This window comes from Magnetospirillum fulvum (assembly GCF_900108475.1).
Lineage (GTDB): Bacteria > Pseudomonadota > Alphaproteobacteria > Rhodospirillales > Magnetospirillaceae > Phaeospirillum > Phaeospirillum fulvum_A.
Genome location: NZ_FNWO01000013.1, coordinates 1 through 16656, shown reverse-complemented (window position 1 = coordinate 16656; position 16656 = coordinate 1). Strand labels below are relative to the sequence as shown.

Annotated in this window: 16 protein-coding genes and 1 tRNA gene; 3 read left to right on the top strand and 14 right to left on the bottom strand. The window is 61.5% G+C overall.

Annotated features, from left to right (window positions below; all coding sequences use genetic code 11):
* Positions 1-2 precede the first annotated feature (2 nt).
* The 11 genes from BLW40_RS14185 to asnB form a co-directional block, all read right to left on the bottom strand.
* Positions 3-707: an acylneuraminate cytidylyltransferase family protein gene (locus tag BLW40_RS14185; RefSeq protein ID WP_074769870.1), complete on the bottom strand. Its 705-nt coding sequence runs from the start codon at positions 705-707 to the stop codon at positions 3-5.
* Positions 701-1618, bottom strand: coding sequence for a Gfo/Idh/MocA family protein (locus BLW40_RS14180; protein ID WP_074769705.1), 918 nt, complete (start codon positions 1616-1618; stop codon positions 701-703). Before BLW40_RS14180 ends, BLW40_RS14185 begins: the two co-directional genes overlap by 7 nt.
* A gap of 140 nt (positions 1619-1758) precedes the next feature.
* On the bottom strand, positions 1759-2493 hold the full coding sequence (locus BLW40_RS14175; protein WP_083386799.1) for an acylneuraminate cytidylyltransferase family protein: 735 nt from the start codon (positions 2491-2493) through the stop codon (positions 1759-1761).
* Positions 2490-3575, bottom strand: coding sequence for a nucleotidyltransferase family protein (locus BLW40_RS14170; protein ID WP_074769701.1), 1086 nt, complete (start codon positions 3573-3575; stop codon positions 2490-2492). The genes BLW40_RS14175 and BLW40_RS14170 overlap by 4 nt, the downstream gene beginning before the upstream one ends.
* Positions 3576-3585: 10 nt before the next feature.
* Entirely contained in the window at positions 3586-4758 is a 1173-nt protein-coding gene (neuC, locus tag BLW40_RS14165) for a UDP-N-acetylglucosamine 2-epimerase (protein ID WP_074769699.1), read from the bottom strand.
* Entirely contained in the window at positions 4755-5756 is a 1002-nt protein-coding gene (gene neuB, locus BLW40_RS14160) for an N-acetylneuraminate synthase (RefSeq protein WP_074769868.1), read from the bottom strand. Before neuB ends, neuC begins: the two co-directional genes overlap by 4 nt.
* A complete protein-coding gene (locus BLW40_RS14155; RefSeq protein ID WP_074769697.1) occupies positions 5753-6385 on the bottom strand; it encodes an acetyltransferase in 633 nt (210 codons plus the stop codon). The genes neuB and BLW40_RS14155 overlap by 4 nt, the downstream gene beginning before the upstream one ends.
* Complete coding sequence (locus BLW40_RS14150) at positions 6382-7563, bottom strand: LegC family aminotransferase (RefSeq protein ID WP_074769695.1); 1182 nt, start codon at positions 7561-7563, stop codon at positions 6382-6384. Before BLW40_RS14150 ends, BLW40_RS14155 begins: the two co-directional genes overlap by 4 nt.
* Before the next feature lie 12 nt (positions 7564-7575).
* Positions 7576-8574, bottom strand: coding sequence for an NAD-dependent 4,6-dehydratase LegB (locus tag BLW40_RS14145; RefSeq protein ID WP_074769693.1), 999 nt, complete (start codon positions 8572-8574; stop codon positions 7576-7578).
* Between the two features lie 142 nt (positions 8575-8716).
* Positions 8717-9220, bottom strand: a complete 504-nt coding sequence (gene nusG, locus BLW40_RS14140; RefSeq protein ID WP_074769691.1) for a transcription termination/antitermination protein NusG — start codon at positions 9218-9220, stop codon at positions 8717-8719.
* A gap of 374 nt (positions 9221-9594) precedes the next feature.
* Entirely contained in the window at positions 9595-11544 is a 1950-nt protein-coding gene (gene asnB / locus BLW40_RS14135) for an asparagine synthase (glutamine-hydrolyzing) (RefSeq protein ID WP_074769689.1), read from the bottom strand.
* A gap of 332 nt (positions 11545-11876) precedes the next feature.
* On the opposite strand from asnB, the gene BLW40_RS14130 reads away from it, so the two are divergent.
* The gene (locus tag BLW40_RS14130; RefSeq protein ID WP_074769687.1) at positions 11877-12644 is read left to right on the top strand and encodes a type 2 periplasmic-binding domain-containing protein; all 768 of its coding nucleotides are present in this window, start codon (positions 11877-11879) and stop codon (positions 12642-12644) included.
* Positions 12645-13131: 487 nt separating this feature from the next.
* Here BLW40_RS14130 and infC read toward each other — a convergent pair whose 3' ends face one another.
* Positions 13132-13653, bottom strand: a complete 522-nt coding sequence (infC, locus tag BLW40_RS14125) for a translation initiation factor IF-3 (RefSeq protein WP_074769685.1) — start codon at positions 13651-13653, stop codon at positions 13132-13134.
* A 99-nt stretch (positions 13654-13752) separates the two neighbouring features.
* On the bottom strand, positions 13753-15669 hold the full coding sequence (gene thrS, locus BLW40_RS14120) for a threonine--tRNA ligase (protein ID WP_074769683.1): 1917 nt from the start codon (positions 15667-15669) through the stop codon (positions 13753-13755).
* Between the two features lie 181 nt (positions 15670-15850).
* Between thrS and BLW40_RS14115 the strand changes: the two genes are divergently transcribed.
* Positions 15851-15936: transfer RNA gene (locus BLW40_RS14115), tRNA-Leu, on the top strand.
* A gap of 21 nt (positions 15937-15957) precedes the next feature.
* On the opposite strand, the gene BLW40_RS14110 is transcribed toward BLW40_RS14115, so the two are convergent.
* Positions 15958-16236, bottom strand: a complete 279-nt coding sequence (locus tag BLW40_RS14110) for a hypothetical protein (RefSeq protein ID WP_074769681.1) — start codon at positions 16234-16236, stop codon at positions 15958-15960.
* A gap of 177 nt (positions 16237-16413) precedes the next feature.
* Between BLW40_RS14110 and BLW40_RS14105 the strand changes: the two genes are divergently transcribed.
* A partial coding sequence (locus tag BLW40_RS14105) for a DUF4372 domain-containing protein (protein WP_139305609.1) occupies positions 16414-16656 on the top strand: 243 nt, incomplete at its 3' end.

The following is a 16656-nucleotide window of genomic DNA, read 5'->3' as shown; positions in this document are numbered from 1 at the left end:
CATCAATTCCTACCTCGGCGTGCCATCAAAAAACTCACCATTTCGAAGTCCAACTCGCTATCGACATCAATGGATCGATCTTCTGGCATTTCATAGAGGCGTGTTTCTGGGTAAAATACGGCGGGATTAGAAAGAAAAGCGTCTCTATTCCAGGCGTAGATCGAAGCATTCATGTCATAGCATCGTGGGCTATCTTGCCTTCGGGTGATATGGGTTTCCAATGTCTTGGAAAGTTTAACGGTTCCGTCCGACGTCTGTTCGACGAGATTGAAATATGGCGAGCGTCGGGCTTTGGCACCCGTAATGACATTGGGGGCACCACTGCTCCGCAGCAGATCCACCGCTCCGACGATATCCTCCGGCAGCCGCAGCGGTGATGTGGCATCCAGATCGACGAAGATATCAAAGCGTTGGCCCAGGATCGCTTCGGCTTGTTCAAGGCAGTGTCGGATCGCGGGAATCTTGGGGGCGGTGTCGCTTGCGAGATCGTCTGGACGGTGCACCAAAACGTCCGCCCCCCATTCTTTCCCTACCGCCAAAATCTCTTCTGAATCGCTGCTGATCGCGATCTGAGAAAACAAGCCAGAGGCTCTGGCCTGTGCGATGGAGTGGGCGATCATCGGTTTCCCGAGAAGGGGGCGCAAGTTTTTCCCTTTGACCCCTTTCGATCCGCCGCGAGCGCAGATCGTACAAAGAAGGCTCAACATAGCACCCACTGGCCAGTTGCGGCGGCCTGTTCGACCGCCGAAATCAATTTCATCACGGCTTCCCCTTGCTCCAGCGTGCACAGCGATGGCTGAGCGTCGTCGCTCAGCATGGCGCGGTGCTGGAGGCGATAGGTTTCGTCCCGCTCACAGGCGATGTTGGTCGGAACACCATCTGTCACCAATTTCCCCTGACTTAAATCGGCGGCATAGGTGTGTTCGGCCGTATTGACGACGATCTCTCGGCGGCCGGGGCGATCTAGGTAATTGATCTGGACCGTGGCGATCGGGCAATTGGCCAAGCTCATCAGCATTCCCCAACTGTCGTCGCTTCTGATATCAAGCGGTCCGTTCTTTCCCCCAATGGCAGCGACACGTTCACAGGCTCCGAACAGCCATAGGAGGTAGTCCAGTTCGTGACTTAGGTCGCGCAGGACTCCTCCCCCCAAGGCGGTTTGGGATGAATAGGAGTGCCGATAATCTGTTCCGGGACGCCAATCGGGCAGATACTGGCCACAATAGATCTGTGCCGAAATGACGTTCTGTCCCCGCAAGGCATTTTTGAGCGCCGCGAGGAGCGGGTGAAACCGCAGATTATAGGCAACAGCGGCAAGACGGAAACGGTTCTCTGGCAGCTTTCGATGGAACACATCCAGAGGTTTTTCGATCAGAACGCGGCCGTCATATTGGGCTTCGACGAGATTTAAAAGGCTGTCGATATGGGCGGCCGTTTCGGTCGCGATGACGACATAGTCCGGCTGGGTCGCCTCAAGGGCTTGATGCAATGTGAGAAAGCAGCGCATCTCGACGTGCGGGCGGCGACTGACCATGGCAACGTCGCATCCGGCCTCTCGCAACAACCGGACATGACGAGAGCCAATCGAGCCCAACCCAACGATCAATGCCTGCGTCAAGGCTCAAACACCGGATCGAATTCGGCGCGCGCTCGTTCCAGATCCATGGGCAGCCTGTTCAACACCTCGGGACGAGGGGGAAGTGCAAAAGGGGCCAGATCGACCGGCGGGCGGATAAGGCTTATTTTCATCGGAGATACCTATGGTTCGAAACGGATCGCCGTTTCGCGCGAGGGACTTTCACCGGCCTGGATGGCGTCGGCGGCAAGTAACCGAGCCAAATGGAGGTCCCAGGGCGTATCAATATCGATAGACCGCTCCGGTGGCATCACGTAAGCCAGCGTGTCCGGGCCATAAAACGTCGCCCCCCCGTCAAGACGCTCGCGTGTCACCATAAAAATAGCCCCATTGGGACGGAAGGCCGGCGGCAAGTCTTGACGTCTGGTCGGCATCGGCCCCGGGAGAAAAGGGTGTAATCGTCCCGCTTCGTCTTGGACGAAGGCCCAGGCGGGATGGGCCTCGCATTCGACAACCGATACCGCCGCGCTGGCTTCGTTCTGGAGCCGAAGCTCGTGGCAGGCGCGGATATCGGCTCCGGTCCGGAACGGCGAGGTTGGCTGCAACAGAGTAATCATCTCTGCCTCCCATCCCTGGGCGGCAAGAGCTGCGACCATATGCGTGACCACCGCCAGACTCGGTGTGTCGTCGCGGGCAAGCTCGGCGGGACGCAAAAACGGAACCTCGGCTCCGGCGTCCCTGGCCACAGCCGCAATTTCAGTATCGTCGGTACTGACAATCACCCGATCGAGGCAGCCGCTCTCCAAGGCCGCAGCCACCGTCCATGTCAGAAGGGGATGTCCGCCAATCCGAGCCAGATTCTTACGGGGGATTCCTTTGGACCCGCCCCGCGCCGGAATGACGGCGAGACGTTTCACCTCGCAAGTCCCTCGGATTGAGGGAATATGGATTCATAGTCTTGTCGCGCCCGTTCCAAATCCGTCATCTGCCCGATGTCCAGCCAGTATTCGTGCACGGGAAAAACCGACACCGGCTCTCCCTGGTCCAGGAGCGACTGCAACAGGTCGGTCATGTCGAACATACGACCGGAGGGAATATGGTCCAAAGCCTCGGGGGCAAGGACGTAAATCCCGGCATTGACGAACTGGTGATGGACCGGTTTCTCGGTGATGCCAAGCAGTCGGTGAGCCTCGGTTTCGACCACGCCGAAGGGAATCTGGAACGAATAATCGCGCACGCAGACGGTGGCCATGCCACCATGCGTGGCGTGGAAATCGAGCAGGCTGCGTAAATCGACTGCGGTCAACAGATCGCCGTTGGTGACGATTAAGGGTTTGCTCGGCCGCTCCGGCAGCAGCGACAGCGAGCCAGCGGTTCCCTTGCGTTCCGTCTCGTGCAGATAATCGATTTGCACATCGAAGCGGGTGCCATCGCCGAAATGGCCGCTGACCATATCGGCCTTGTAATTGACCGACAGGAAGAAGCGGGAGAATCCCTGAGCCGCGAAATTGACCAGAATGTGTTCGAGCAAGGGGCGCCCGCCCACCGGAATCATTGGCTTGGGAACGGTCTCGGTGAGCGGACGCAATCGAGTTCCCAGTCCACCGGCCATCAGCACGACCCAATTGTCCTGATGCTCGACCTGCATCAGGCGTTCCAGCACGGCCAGATCGACGACATGTCCCTCGGCATCGACGATCGGCATCTGGCGGATTTGGAGTTCGTTCATCCGCCGCAACAAGGTGATGCGGTCGGTATTCGGGGCCACGGTGCGCGGCGAACGGTTCATCACCTCGTCCAGCGGCGTATCCAACTGAGCCCCGCGCAGCAGACCACGGCGGACATCGCCATCGGTCACCGTGCCGATCAGGATGCCCTCCACGGTGGTGACAAGGACGATTTGGAAACCGGAGACTTCGAAATTTCGGATCGCGTCGCGGACCGTCGCGTCGGGCGGCAGAAAGGCGCGATGGGTGTCTTGAGTTTCGGGCACGGTCATGATGTCACTGCTAATTCTGGCTCATGGGCAGGTCATAGAAGGCTTTTTCCATCAGGAAATCCTGTGGAAAGTCCGTCAGGACCGAGACGATTTTCGCTCCCGCTCCCCCTTCGCCATACGGATTGATTACGGTCTTCAATCCATTTTGGAATTCGGGAGAATACAGGCGCTCCAGGGCGCCGCCGATGGCATTCCGGTCTGGAGCACAGGAGATAACGCTCGTCGCGCAGAGTCGCCCCCGTTGGCGGTCGCCAATGTTGATCGTCCCGATCCCAAAGCTTGGGGCCTCCAACAGGCCGCTGGAGGAATTGCCAACCACGGCATCCACTTGGGCTAGGCATGACAAATAGCGCAAGAGCCCGAGAGACGTGAACGCCTTTCTGGTGCCGGGGCGGTCGGCGACGAAACGCTCGACGAGGCCGATCAAGTCGCGGCCGCCCGCATCGGCGTTTGGCATGGTGAAGATCAGCGAGGTCTCGTCAAGGTCGTCCAGTGCCGCCAGAACCTCGTTCATTTCATCAACGGGAGATGAAAAGGTCAGTGTTGCCGGATGGAACGTGACCAGCAAGGTCCGTCGGCCAAACCGAAATCCCAGTGACTCTTCCAGGGCGGGACGGTCCAGCAATGTCTGCTTCTTGATGGCATCGACGCCAAGCCCGCCAACCAGAAAGACCCGGTCGGGTTGCTCGCCTAATTGTATCACGCGCGTCCGGTATTCTTCGGTTGCCACGAAGTGCAGATGCGCCATTTTGGTGATGGCGTGGCGCAGGGCTTCATCGACGGCGCCTTCCGTTCTCTCGCCGCCATGAAGGTGCGCGACCGGGATGCGGGCGACCAGGGCTGCGGCAACCGCGGCGAAGATTTCGAACCGATCGCCCAGCACCACCAGGATATCGGGGGCGAGGTCGGCCAGTGCGTCGGCAAATCCGATCGTTCCAAGTCCCATCGACTTGGCAATCCCGACCGGCGTGTCGGAACTGGTCAGCATTTCAACCTTGCGGTCGATGGTAAAGCCGTCCGCTTCGATCTCGCGGTAGGTCAGGCCGAACTCGGGGGAAAGATGCATGCCGGTGGCGATCACCTGGAGATGCAGCCCCGGCGCAGCCTTGATCTCTTCCATCAGCCACCGCAGCAGACCGTATTCGGCGCGGGTTCCGGTGACGACGCAGATTTTCCGGCTCATGGCTCGATCGCCTCATCACGCTGATAGGCGCGGCTGGCAATCCGGCCGATCATGTCGTCCCACCGCATGGGCGAGAGTCCGTTGCCCGGACGTTTGACCGTCATATTCTCGGCCGAGAGCGGCTCTCCCGCCGAGATCGGCCGGGCCGCGACAATTGATTTGCGTGCGATCGGCAGGTTGCGGGTTTCGCTCGGGCCAGGCCGTTTGATCCCGTCGCCCATCGCCCGCTCGATGTTGCGGATCGCTGCGACCATGGCGGCAAGCTCGTCCGGTTCCAGGCTTGCCTTATGATCGGGCCCCGGCAAGCTGCGGTCGAGCGTGAAGTGCTTTTCGATGATGCATGCGCCGAGCGCCGTCGCCGCGATCGCTATCTCGATCCCTTCGGTATGGTCGGAATAACCGACCGCCACGCCAAATGCATCGCGCAGGGTCAGCATGGCGGACAGGTTTACCTCGTCCATCGGGGTCGGATATTCGGTGGTGCAATGCAAAACCGTGATCCGGTCACGCGGCACCCCTGCGTCCTCCAGAACACCGAGCGCATCGTCTACCTCGGCCAGGGTCGCCATCCCAGTGGACAGCACCACCGGCAATTCCATGCTGCCGACATGACGCAGATAGGGGAGGTTGGTGATTTCGCCCGAGGGGATTTTGACAAGCGGCAGACCAAGCCCAGCCAGCATGTCGAGGCTGTCCACATCGAAGCCGGTGGACAGGAAGCCGATTCCCTGTGCCGCGCAATGGGCAATCAGGTCGCGATGTGTCGCCTCGGACAATTCCAGGCGCCGGATCATCTCGAACTGGCTTTCGTCCGCGCCACTGGTCTTCTTCTGATAATCGGCCTTTGCGGCTCCCTGGGTGACCAGCCGTTCCGCCTTGAAGGTCTGAAACTTGACGTAATCGGCCCCTGCCGCCTTTGCCGCGTCGATCAGTCGTTTCGCCAGTTCGGGATCGCCATTGTGGTTGACCCCTGCCTCGGCAATGATCATCACGCTCATGATGGCCTCCGTCCCGGAGGCAACCATTCACCATCGGCACAATCGGTGACAACCCGCTGCCCCATGCCGATGACACAGCCGGTTCCCACCTGTATTTCTTGGCGGATGCTGGCGTTGCTGCCGATAAAGGTCTCCGCGCCGATACGGACGCCACCATTGATCACGGCCGCGGTGGCGATGTGACAATGATCGCCGATTTCGGCGTCGTGTTCGACCAGAGCCATGGTGTTGATGATGACGTTGCGGCCGATCCGTGCGCCTGCATTGATCACGGCGCGGTGCAGAACCATCGTTCCCGCACCCAGTTCAGCATGACGCGAGACGTGCGCCAGCGGCGACACGATCGCCGGAAGTTCCGCTCCTGCCGCAAGAGCCGCAGAGAACAGGCGCATCCGCGCCGCAGGCGATTTGATCTGCCCCAAAGTGATCGCGGCAGTGCGAAACTGGGCGACGAGACGCGGTAGGTCGATGTCGGTCCCCAGAACAGGGTAACCGAGAACCTCGGTCCCGACCTCGGGCGCAGTGCCGATCAAGCCGACGATCCTGAAACGCCCGCCCATCTCAATCGCGTCGATGCAGGACCGGGCATGTCCGCCAGCACCGATCAGGAGTAACGGCTCGCCGCTCACGCGGCCCCGCTCGAGCCAAGGATGGCGCTGCTCGGGATGTTGATGATCCGGCGTTCCAGGGATTGTGCGACCGGCAAGGCCATGCGCGGGCAGGTCTCGAATGCGGGCAACCGATGCATCAAGGTCCATGCCGGACGGGTCATCAGACCCGCATCGTTGGTCGCGGCCAGAATCGTGTCCCGCTCCCCGGCGCGGTCGTCGTCCAGGATCAAGGTTTGCAGCCAATAATTGCTGCGACATCCTGCGGGCTCGGCAAACAGTCTGACCCCGGTCATTCCCTCGAACCCGGCGCGGTACTTCTCGAACAAGCGGCGCTTTTCGGCAAGGAATGTCGGCAGTTGCTCCAACTGGGCACAGCCGAGCGCCGCGTTGAGGTTGGGGAGGCGGTAATTATAAGCAACATAATCATGCCGGAATTCCCACCGGTGCGGTTGCTTTGCCGTGGTGGTGAGATGCTTGGCGCGCTTGGCAAGCTCCGGATCGTTGGTGAGGATGGCCCCGCCGCCGCCGGTGGTGATCGTCTTGTTGCCGTTGAAGCTCAAGGTGCCCATGCGGCCGAAGGTGCCGGTGTGGCGTCCGCCGACCGTGCTGCCCAGGGATTCCGCCGCGTCTTCGACCAGGACCAGATGCCATGTCCGCGCCAGCTCGACCGTGGCGGCAATGTCGATGGGATGGCCGAAGGCGTGCATCGGCACCAGGGCACGAATGACCCGGCCGGTGGTGCGGTTAACGCAGACATCGTCACGGATTTCGGCGATTTCGGCGAGATGAGCCCCGAGCGCCACGGGGTCGAGTCCCAGGGTGGCCTCGCTCGAATCGGCGAAGTGCGGCACCGCGCCGCAATGAGCAACGGCGTTGGCGGTGGCGACAAAGGTTAGCGCGGGAACGATCACTTCATCGCCCGGCTGCACCCCGGCGAGCAGCATTGCGGCGTGGAGGGCGGCCGTCCCATTGACCACCGCGATGGCGTGACCGGCACCGGTAAAGGCGGCAAGGTCCGCTTCGAAGCGATCGACGAATTTGCCGACCGATGAGACGAAGGTGGTGTCGATGCACTCCTGAACATAGGCAAGCTCATTGCCCGAGAACCGGGGGGCGTGCAGGGGCACCGATCCGGGGCCGGTGACATCGCGCAAGACCGCGACGATCTGTGCGGCGAGGGGGAGGGGGGCGTTCATGTCGGCAGGCAGCTATATGTTGTAGATATCGGCTTTGTAGGATTTCAGGTTCTCGGAATCGGAGAACCAGGAAACGGTTTCCGCCAAGCCCCGCCGGAACCCGTCGAGGCCGCCAAACGCGGGCTGCCAGCCGAGCAAGTCCTTCGCCTTGGCATTGCAGGCCCACAGGCGCTCGACCTCGCTTTTCTCCGGGCGCAGCCGCACGTCGTCGGTAACGATCTCGATTTCCGCTCCCATCACCTCGGCGATGGTTTTGGCGGTGTCGCCGATCGAGATTTCGTAATTGCTGCCGAGGTTGATGACCTCGCCCGCACCACGCTCCGCCGCCAACGCGGCCAGGAACCCGCCCACCGTGTCGGCCACATAATTGAAGTCGCGCGTGGGATGGAGCGAGCCGAGCTTGATCTTCCGCGCGCCGTTGGCGATCTGGGTGATGATGGTGGGGATCACCGCTCGCGCGGACTGGCGCGGTCCGAAGGTGTTGAAAGGGCGGATCACGGTTACCGGCGTGCCGAAGGCGGCGAAGAACGACAGGGCAATCTGGTCCGCGCCGATCTTGGTCGCAGAGTAGGGCGACTGGCCTTGCAGCGGGTGTTCTTCGGTGATCGGCACGAAGCGGGCGGTGCCGTAAACCTCGCTGGTGGAGGTGTGGATCACTTTGGTGATGCCAAGCTCTCGCGCCGCCTGAACGACGTTGAGGGTGCCCTTGATGTTCGTATCAACGTAGGTATCGGGCGAGTGATACGAATAGGGGATCGCAATCAGCGCGGCCAAATGCAAGACCGCATCGCATCCCTGCATCGCGGCGCGGACGCCGTGCGGATCGCGGACGTCACCGGCGAAAACCTCGAACGAGCCTTTGACGTCAGGGGCGCAGCGATCAAGCCAGCCCCAGCTGTTGAACGAATTGTAGAGCACGAAGGCGCGAACATCATAGCCGTTGCGCACTAGAGCTTCGGTCAAATGCGAGCCGATGAATCCATCCGCTCCGGTGACAAGGACTCTCTTCACCCTCTGAACCCTACCTAGCCGTTGAAGATGTCGTACCTGAAAGAAGCGCCAATCCGCCTTAGGATGGGCTTTTCCCACGCTACCGCCAATCGGGTGAGGAAATTGCACCCGTTCCGTTGATATAGACGAGGCGACGCAAGCTTTACGGTGTCGCCTCTATGGACTCCCTGGGGAGCAGGACCTCGATCTCGCGGTTCATTACGCTCAACAGAACCGTTGTCCGCTCCTTGTCGTTCAGGGATAGCAGACGGCCGACGAACAGGGCAAATGGCCCTTCGGTAATGCGCACCGTCGACCCTGGGCGCAACACGTCCTCTGCCCGTTGTATCAGGCCGTTTTCGCCCCCTTCGGCGATCAGGCCTTCTACCACGTTCTCCGGAACAGACACAGGATGATCTCCGTTCCGGATCAGGTCGAGCACCCCGATGGTCCCCAGGATCGACCGCCAGCGGGCCGTTTCCCGATCGAAGCCGACGAACAAATACCCCGGGAACAAAGGCCGGTGCACCTGGGTGGTGCGTCCGGCATGTTTCACCGTCGTTGCGTACTGGGGGAGAAATACACGAAATCCTTGGCGCGCCAGATGGGTTGCCGCCAGATTTTCGGAACGGGGCTTGGCGCGGACAACGTACCATTTCTGCATCATGGCACCTTCGCCTCGACCGTGGCATCGGCGGCATTTCTATCTACGCGGTCTGGGGTGCGGCGGAAGACGTGACGAAAGCGCGCTTTGGGGTGGTGCCAATTATCCATCAACCCGCCCTTGAAGCAACGAATCAGATCGGAAATGTTTCGCGCAGGATCGTTTCGATCCAGAATGGCTTGGAATGTCCAGTAAATTTAAGCACCCAGTCAGAGGTTATTGTATAAAAGTGGAACTATTTTAAAAGAATATGGGTGTTTGGCTTTATTATTATGCGATTTCGGTTGTGTATTCTTCATACGGAGAAAATTACATCCTGCGCTCTTTAAAGATGAGCGCATTTTCTCCGCTAGGAGCCGAGCCGACGGGGTCAGGCCTTATTCCATCGCCAGTCCGGTTCCGTGGCGGTCGAGCCACGCCTGAAGCATCAGCACATCCCACAGCAGATACTGCCAGTTCCGCTTGCCGCTGAGATGTTCTGCCCAACAGGCACGGATCGGTGCCGGGTCGAGCAAACCTTGCTCCGACAGGCGCTTTTGATCCAGCAATGCTTCGGCCCACGGCCGCAATTTACCGCGCAGCCAGGAATCGAGCGGAATGCTAAAGCCCATCTTGGGGCGGTCGATCAACTCGCGTGGGACATGGCGGTACAGCACCTGACGCAGCAGCCATTTGCCATGGCCGTGGCGGACCCGCAGGTGCGCGGGCAGCCGCCAGGCGAATTCGACAACGCGATGGTCGAGCAGCGGCACCCGTGATTCCAGTGACACCGCCATGCTGGCGCGATCGACCTTGCACAAGATGTCGTCGGGCAGATAGGTCAGGGTGTCGAGATACTGCATCCGGTCAAGCTGCGAGGGCAGGGCGGCGGCAAGTGCCGGGTCCCACAGTGGGCCGTCCTTCGGCTCGGTTCCACCCCGCACCAGCGCGGCCGGATCGGTCCAATGACTGACCAGGCGGCGATAGAGGCTGTCGGCATCCTCGGTCAGCACACCCGCCAGCTTATGCAGCTTGTCGCCCGGCTGGGGCGGCCAGCGACCGGGCAGACGGGCGAACACCCGGTCCCAGGTCTGCTGTGACAATCGGGTCAGGCCCCAGGCCGAGAGGCGGCGGGCCGACATCGGCACCCGGCCGAGGCGATGGCCCCATTGAGCGGCTTGAAGATGGCGGTTATAGCCCGCGAACAGCTCGTCGCCGCCATCGCCCGACAGCGCGACGGTGACATGCTCCCGCGTCAGCTTCGACACCATGTAGGTCGGAATCTGCGACGAATCCGCGAACGGCTCGTCGTAGAAATCGGGCAGCGACGGGATAACGTCCAGACCGGCATCGGCCGACAAGATCAGTTCGCAATGATCGGTGCCGAGATGGCGGGCCACCGCCTTGGCGTGGTCGGCCTCGTTATAGCCCGCCTCGTCGAAGCCGATGGTGAAGGTGCGGACCGGCCGGGTGCTGCCCGCCTGCATCAACGCCACTACCGCCGACGAATCGATCCCGCCGGAGAGGAACGCGCCGACCGGCACATCCGACAGCATGTGACCGGCGACCGAGTCGGACAGCAACTCTTCCAACTGGTCGATCGCTTCGCCATCCGAGCAATGCAGCGGATTGGCCCGTCCCGCCGCGACCGCGTCGTCCAGGCTCCAGAAGCGTTCGGTTCGCACTGTTCCGTCGCGGGACAGGGTCACCATCCGCCCCGGCTCCAGCTTCGAGATGCCCTGATAGATGCTCTGCGGCGCCGGAACGTAATTGTGGCGCAGGAACGAGGTCACCGCGTCGCGGTTGAGGCGGGGCCGCCAGCCGTCATGGGCGCGCAACGCCCCCAATTGCGACCCGAACAGCACCAGCCGTCCGGCGATCCCCCAATAAAGCGGCTTGATACCGAGCCGGTCGCGGGCCAGCACCAATTCGTGGCGGGCGCGGTCCCACAGGGCCAGGGCGAACATGCCGCGAATCCGCTCCAACATGCCGCGCACGCCCCAGAGCGCGGCCCCCTCGATAATCACTTCGGTGTCGGAATGGCCGCGAAAGGTGTGTCCGGCCCGCTCAAGCTCGGACTTCAGCGCGGGCGCGTTATAGATCTCGCCGTTATAGGACACGACGAAGCGGCCGCACGACGAGATCATCGGCTGGTGCCCGGCGGCGCTGAGATCGAGGATCGCCAGCCGACGATGGGCTAGGGCGATTCCGGCCTCGGCATCCACCCACACTCCCGACCCGTCGGGGCCGCGCGCGACCATGGTGTCGGCCATCCGCCGGGCCATGGCGGCCAGGGTCTCAGCAGAAGCGGCGCGGTCGAGGTCGATGAAGCCGGTCAGGCCGCACATGAAAAGAACTCCGGGAAGGCGAGGCGGGGCGCGATCATGCTGCTCGTTCGGGGCGCGGGATGCGTCGTGGCCGATCCCAAAATAGCGCCGCAACCTCTAACACGCTTTCGACAAAATGTTTAGCGGGCTGCGGGGATGGAGCGGAAGACGGATCGATACGGAGCGGCAAGCCTCTCGACGGCGATGATGGCGGCGAGTGGGTGAAGTAAAATTACAGATTAGTGGCAATCCCGGCTAAATGAAATTGCCGCATTGGTCGTGCGAGCAGGATTGAACGACAGCCGTGCTCATGGTTCAATCGGGATTGGATCAGGGGGAAGGTCAGGCGAAACATGAAGTCCCAGGCGTGGCTGAGGGGGATGGCGGTCGGATTGTGCGCGCTGATGGCGTCGGCGCAGGTTTCGGCGCGCGATCTGACCATCGGAGTCGAGGCGATTGATTACAGCCCGGCCTATGCCTGGCGGGACGGTCAGTTCGTCGGCGCAGCGCGCGAGATTTTGGACGCCTTTGCTGCGGCGAACGGTCACCGGCTGATCTTTCGCCCCCTGCCGGTCAAGCGGTTGCTGGCCGAGCTGATCCATGGCGGCGTCGATCTGAAATTCCCCGACAGCCCGGACTGGCAAGCGGCAATTCGCCGGGGCGCGACCCTGGTCTATTCCGCTCCGGTATTCGCCTATATCGACGGTACCGTGATTCGGCGCGACCGGGTCGGGCGCGGCGCAGACGCGGTGCGGTCGCTGGGCACCGTTGCAGGATTCACCCCCTTCGCCTGGAAAAACCGGGTCGATGCCGGTTCGGTCGAACTGAAAGAAAATCCCGGATTCGAGCCGCTGTTGCGTCAGGTTCTGGCCGGGCGGATTGATGGGGCCTACGTCAATGTCGCGGTCGCCCTGCATGCTGCCGGGGCTCTGACCGACGGGCAGGGCGGTCTGGTCTACGATCCCGATCTGCCCCACATCTCGGATTCGTATCGGTTGTCTTCGCGCGTTGCCCCCGAAATCGTTGCCGAATTCGATTCCTGGCTGGCCGCCAACGGGGCGGTCGTCGCCGCGATCGTCGCCCGCACCGGGGCGGAAGCGGGACTGAAGGCTTCGCGCTGAGTGTAACCGGCGTTCCGGCGGTCCCGGTTTTGTCGGTCGTGAAAAAGTCCTTCGGCCTTTGGCCTCAGTGTACTTTTCCCCGGTTCAAATAGAATCCCCGTGCTCAATCAAGCTTTCCGCGCGGGGATGGATTTGCTTCCCTCCGAGGCCGATGGGCGACGCCCACGGCTTCGGAGGTGGGATTTCACCAGTTTTGCGCGCTTAAGCGGCGCAAAGCTGGTGAAACAGACAACACGAAAAATGGGCGCTGGGCTGCCCCGAGCCCATTTTTCTCCTTTGAATCCAACGGGAAAAAGTACACCGAGCGACAGTGAGGGACTTTTTCACGGGAGACGGTTTTACCTCTGCCCGCAAACCACAGCAAAACGATCCCGTGTCAAACGACACAGGCGGGATCGGCGTGTGGTCCGTAAGCGCATCGGGGGGAGGGCAGGGTCGTCGCCCGCGCACCGACCGAGATGTCGGCCAGCGCGCGGGAGAAGGCGGATCAGCGCGGAGCGATCACCATCACCATCTGGCGCCCTTCCATCTTGGGCACCTGCTCGACTTTGCCGAGGGTTTCGAGATCGTCGCGGACCTGTTCCAGGAGCTTCATGCCGATGTCCTGGTGGGCCAGTTCACGGCCACGAAAGCGCATGGTCACCTTGACCTTGTCGCCTTCATCAAGGAACTTCTTCATGCTCCGCATTTTGACGCCGTAATCGTTCTCGTCAATATTGGGGCGAAGTTTGATTTCCTTGACTTCGATGACTTTCTGTTTCTTGCGCGCTTCGTTCTTTTTCTTCTGGGCTTCGTACTTAAACTTTCCGAAGTCCAGAATCTTACAGACGGGCGGATCGGCGTTGGGAGAAACCTCGACGAGGTCGAGCCCAGCTTCTTCGGCCATCAGCAAGCCTTCGCGCAGGGTGACGACACCGATCATCTCACCGTCGGCGCCCACCAGACGGATGGAACGCACATCGATTTCACGATTGACGCGGGGCCCGTCGGATCTGGGCGGCGTCTGCATGGGCGGTCTAGCTATAGAACACTCTCCATCGATTTGAGTATACGAAACGGCCGGAGCACGCGACGCGGCCCGACCTTCCTTTGTTGGTTCGCCCGCCGATCAGGCGGGCGGAGCGGATTCTGCTACCAGTGTAGCCACTGCCTGATCCAGCGCAACAATTTCTTGGTCGCTTCCGCCCAGGCGGCGAATGGCGACGGCGCGATTTTCAGCCTCGCGCTTGCCGACCACCAGCAGAACCGGCACTTTGGCGACCGAATGCTCGCGAACCTTATAATTGATTTTTTCGTTGCGCAGGTCGAGTTCGGCGCGCAGGCCCGCAGCGCGCAGGGCGGCCTGGACCTCGCGGGCATAATCGTCGGCGTCGGAGACGATGGTGGTGACCACCACCTGGACCGGGGCCAGCCACAAGGGGAAGCGGCCCGAGAAGTTCTCGATCAGGATGCCGATGAAGCGTTCGAACGAGCCGAGAATGGCCCGGTGCAGCATCACCGGCCGCTTCTTGCTGCCGTCCTCGGCGACATAGGCGGCGTCGAGACGCTCGGGCAGCACGAAATCGACCTGAAGCGTGCCGCACTGCCAGTCGCGGCCGATCGCGTCGCGCAGGACGAATTCCAGCTTGGGGCCGTAGAAAGCGCCTTCGCCCGGATTGAGCTCGGTTTCCAGACCTGCGGCCTTGGCCGCCTCCACCAGGGCGCTTTCGGCCTTGTCCCAGGTCTCGTCGGACCCGGCCCGCTTGGCCGGACGGTCGGAGAACTTGACCCGGACATCGGGGAAGCCGAAATCCTGATAGACCTCCTTCAGGAGGTGACAGAAGGCGACGGTTTCCGAGGTGATCTGGTCCTCGGTACAGAAGATGTGGGCGTCGTCCTGGGTAAAGGCGCGGACCCGCATGATCCCGTGCAGCGCGCCCGACGGCTCGTAGCGGTGACACGAGCCGAACTCGGCCATCCGCAGCGGCAGGTCGCGATAGCTCTTGATCCCCTGACGGAAAATCTGGACGTGACAGGGGCAGTTCATCGGCTTCACCGCCAGATGACGATCATCCTGGGTGGTGATGGTGAACATGTTCTCGGAGAATTTGTCGGCGTGGCCCGACGCCTCCCACAGCGAGTAATCGACCAGCTGCGGTGTCTTGACCTCCTGGTAATCGTTGGCTTCGAGCTGACGGCGCATATAGGATTCGACCGCGCGCCACAGCACCCAGCCCTTCTTGTGCCAGAACACCGATCCGGCCGCTTCTTCCTGCTGGTGGAACAGGTCCATCTCGCGGCCGAGGCGGCGGTGGTCGCGCTTTTCGGCCTCTTCCAGCATGTGGAGGTAGGAATCCAGCTCCTTCTTGTCGAACCAGGCGGTGCCGTAAATGCGCTGGAGCATCTCGTTCCTGGAATCGCCGCGCCAATAGGCCCCGGCCAGCTTCATCAGCTTGAACGCCTTGCCCAGCTTGCCGGTCGAGGGCAGGTGCGGCCCCCGGCACAGATCAATGAAATTGCCCTGGCGATACAAGCTGATGGTCTGACCGGCGGGAATCGCTGCGATCAACTCGGCCTTGTATTTCTCGCCCAGGCCCAGGAAGAAGGCGACCGCCTCGTCGCGGTCCCATTCCTCGCGGGTGATCGCTTCGTTGCGATCAACGATTTCCGCCATCCGCGCCTCGATCGTGGCGAGATCGTCGGGGGTGAACGGGGTCGGGCGGGCGAAATCGTAATAGAATCCGTTCTCGATCGACGGGCCAATCGTGACCTGGGTCTCGGGATACAGTTCCTTGACCGCCTCGGCCATGATGTGGGCGGCGTCGTGGCGCAGCAGGTCAAGCGCCTCGGCCCCGCTCTTCGCGGTGAGGATCGAGACCCGCGCATCGGACTCGATCACGGTCGACAGATCGCGCGGCGTGCCGTCGATAGTGATGCCCAGGGCCGCCTTGGCGAGTCCGGTGCCGATGTCCCGCGCCAGATCGAGGCCGGAAATCGGGGAATCGAACCGACGGACCGAACCGTCGGGCAAGGTGATGGCAACCATGGAACGTCTCTTTCGACCAGTCGGGTATGGACAGGGGGGCAGAGTCTACGGCGAAACCGCAGCAAGTCAAGGAAAGCCGCAGGGTTTTCTCCTCCCCGCGCCGTGTCGAATGCGGTTTCTGCGAATTTACGCTGGCGGGAACGCGTTTCCTATGTTAGATGCTGTGCCGCCCCGCCCCGGAGCCCCGTTGGCGGAATTGGTAGACGCACCGCACTCAAAATGCGGCGACCTTCGGTCGTGCTGGTTCGACTCCGGCACGGGGCACCATCCAAAGCGGGGCGGGTTGTTTTATAAGTCTTTTTTGCCGTTAATTGTCTCACCGGCGGTTTTTTGAGCCGAAAGTGAGACACTTTCGGCCCCGGTCTGTTCCGGGACCAGCAGGTGCATGGCCTGATCCGCAAGGCGTTTGCGGTCGGCTTTGCGGGTATAGAGCGCCGCCTGCTTCGGACTCTCCCATCCATAGATCGCCATCATTTGATGCTCGGTCGCGCCGTTGTTGGCGGCGATCGACGGGCGGGCATGCGAATGGCGAATGGAATTGCCGCCGCCATCAATTTCGAAGATCACCGATCTGTCGGAGTGATCCGGTCATTGTGGCGGCCCCGGCACCGCCCTCGATTGTGTGGATGGTCAGGGGGATCACACGGCTGTCCGGTTTAAATTTCTGGACTAAGTGCACGGCGTTGATTCTACTCGTGTTCAGACGTTGGCGCGTCTCCTGGACACGAAATTGGAGCCAACACCGTGCGACACAAGAATAGCGTTCTTCACGACCTTTTGAAGCATGTTCCGTGGGGTGAGTTCGACCGTCTGGTCAGCGAGCACAGGGCGGACAAGCATGTCCGTCGTCTTTCGACGAAGAGTCAGTTTGTCGCGCTTTTGTACGGCCAGCTTTCGGGAGCAACCAGCCTCCGCGAGATCGTCGGCGGCTTGGAGAGCCACGCGGCCCGTCTCTACCATGTGGGCGGGCGCACGGTGTCACGCTCG

Coding starts and splice junctions, on each gene's coding strand:
- BLW40_RS14185 (WP_074769870.1), bottom strand. CDS start 707: ATGTTGAGCCTTCTTTGTACGATCTGCGCTCGCGGCGGATCGAAAGGG.
- BLW40_RS14170 (WP_074769701.1), bottom strand. CDS start 3,575: ATGACCGTGCCCGAAACTCAAGACACCCATCGCGCCTTTCTGCCGCCC.
- neuC (WP_074769699.1), bottom strand. CDS start 4,758: ATGAGCCGGAAAATCTGCGTCGTCACCGGAACCCGCGCCGAATACGGT.
- neuB (WP_074769868.1), bottom strand. CDS start 5,756: ATGAGCGTGATGATCATTGCCGAGGCAGGGGTCAACCACAATGGCGAT.
- BLW40_RS14150 (WP_074769695.1), bottom strand. CDS start 7,563: ATGAACGCCCCCCTCCCCCTCGCCGCACAGATCGTCGCGGTCTTGCGC.
- nusG (WP_074769691.1), bottom strand. CDS start 9,220: ATGATGCAGAAATGGTACGTTGTCCGCGCCAAGCCCCGTTCCGAAAAT.
- asnB (WP_074769689.1), bottom strand. CDS start 11,544: ATGTGCGGCCTGACCGGCTTCATCGACCTCGACCGCGCCGCTTCTGCT.
- BLW40_RS14130 (WP_074769687.1), top strand. CDS start 11,877: ATGAAGTCCCAGGCGTGGCTGAGGGGGATGGCGGTCGGATTGTGCGCG.
- infC (WP_074769685.1), bottom strand. CDS start 13,653: ATGCAGACGCCGCCCAGATCCGACGGGCCCCGCGTCAATCGTGAAATC.
- thrS (WP_074769683.1), bottom strand. CDS start 15,669: ATGGTTGCCATCACCTTGCCCGACGGTTCGGTCCGTCGGTTCGATTCC.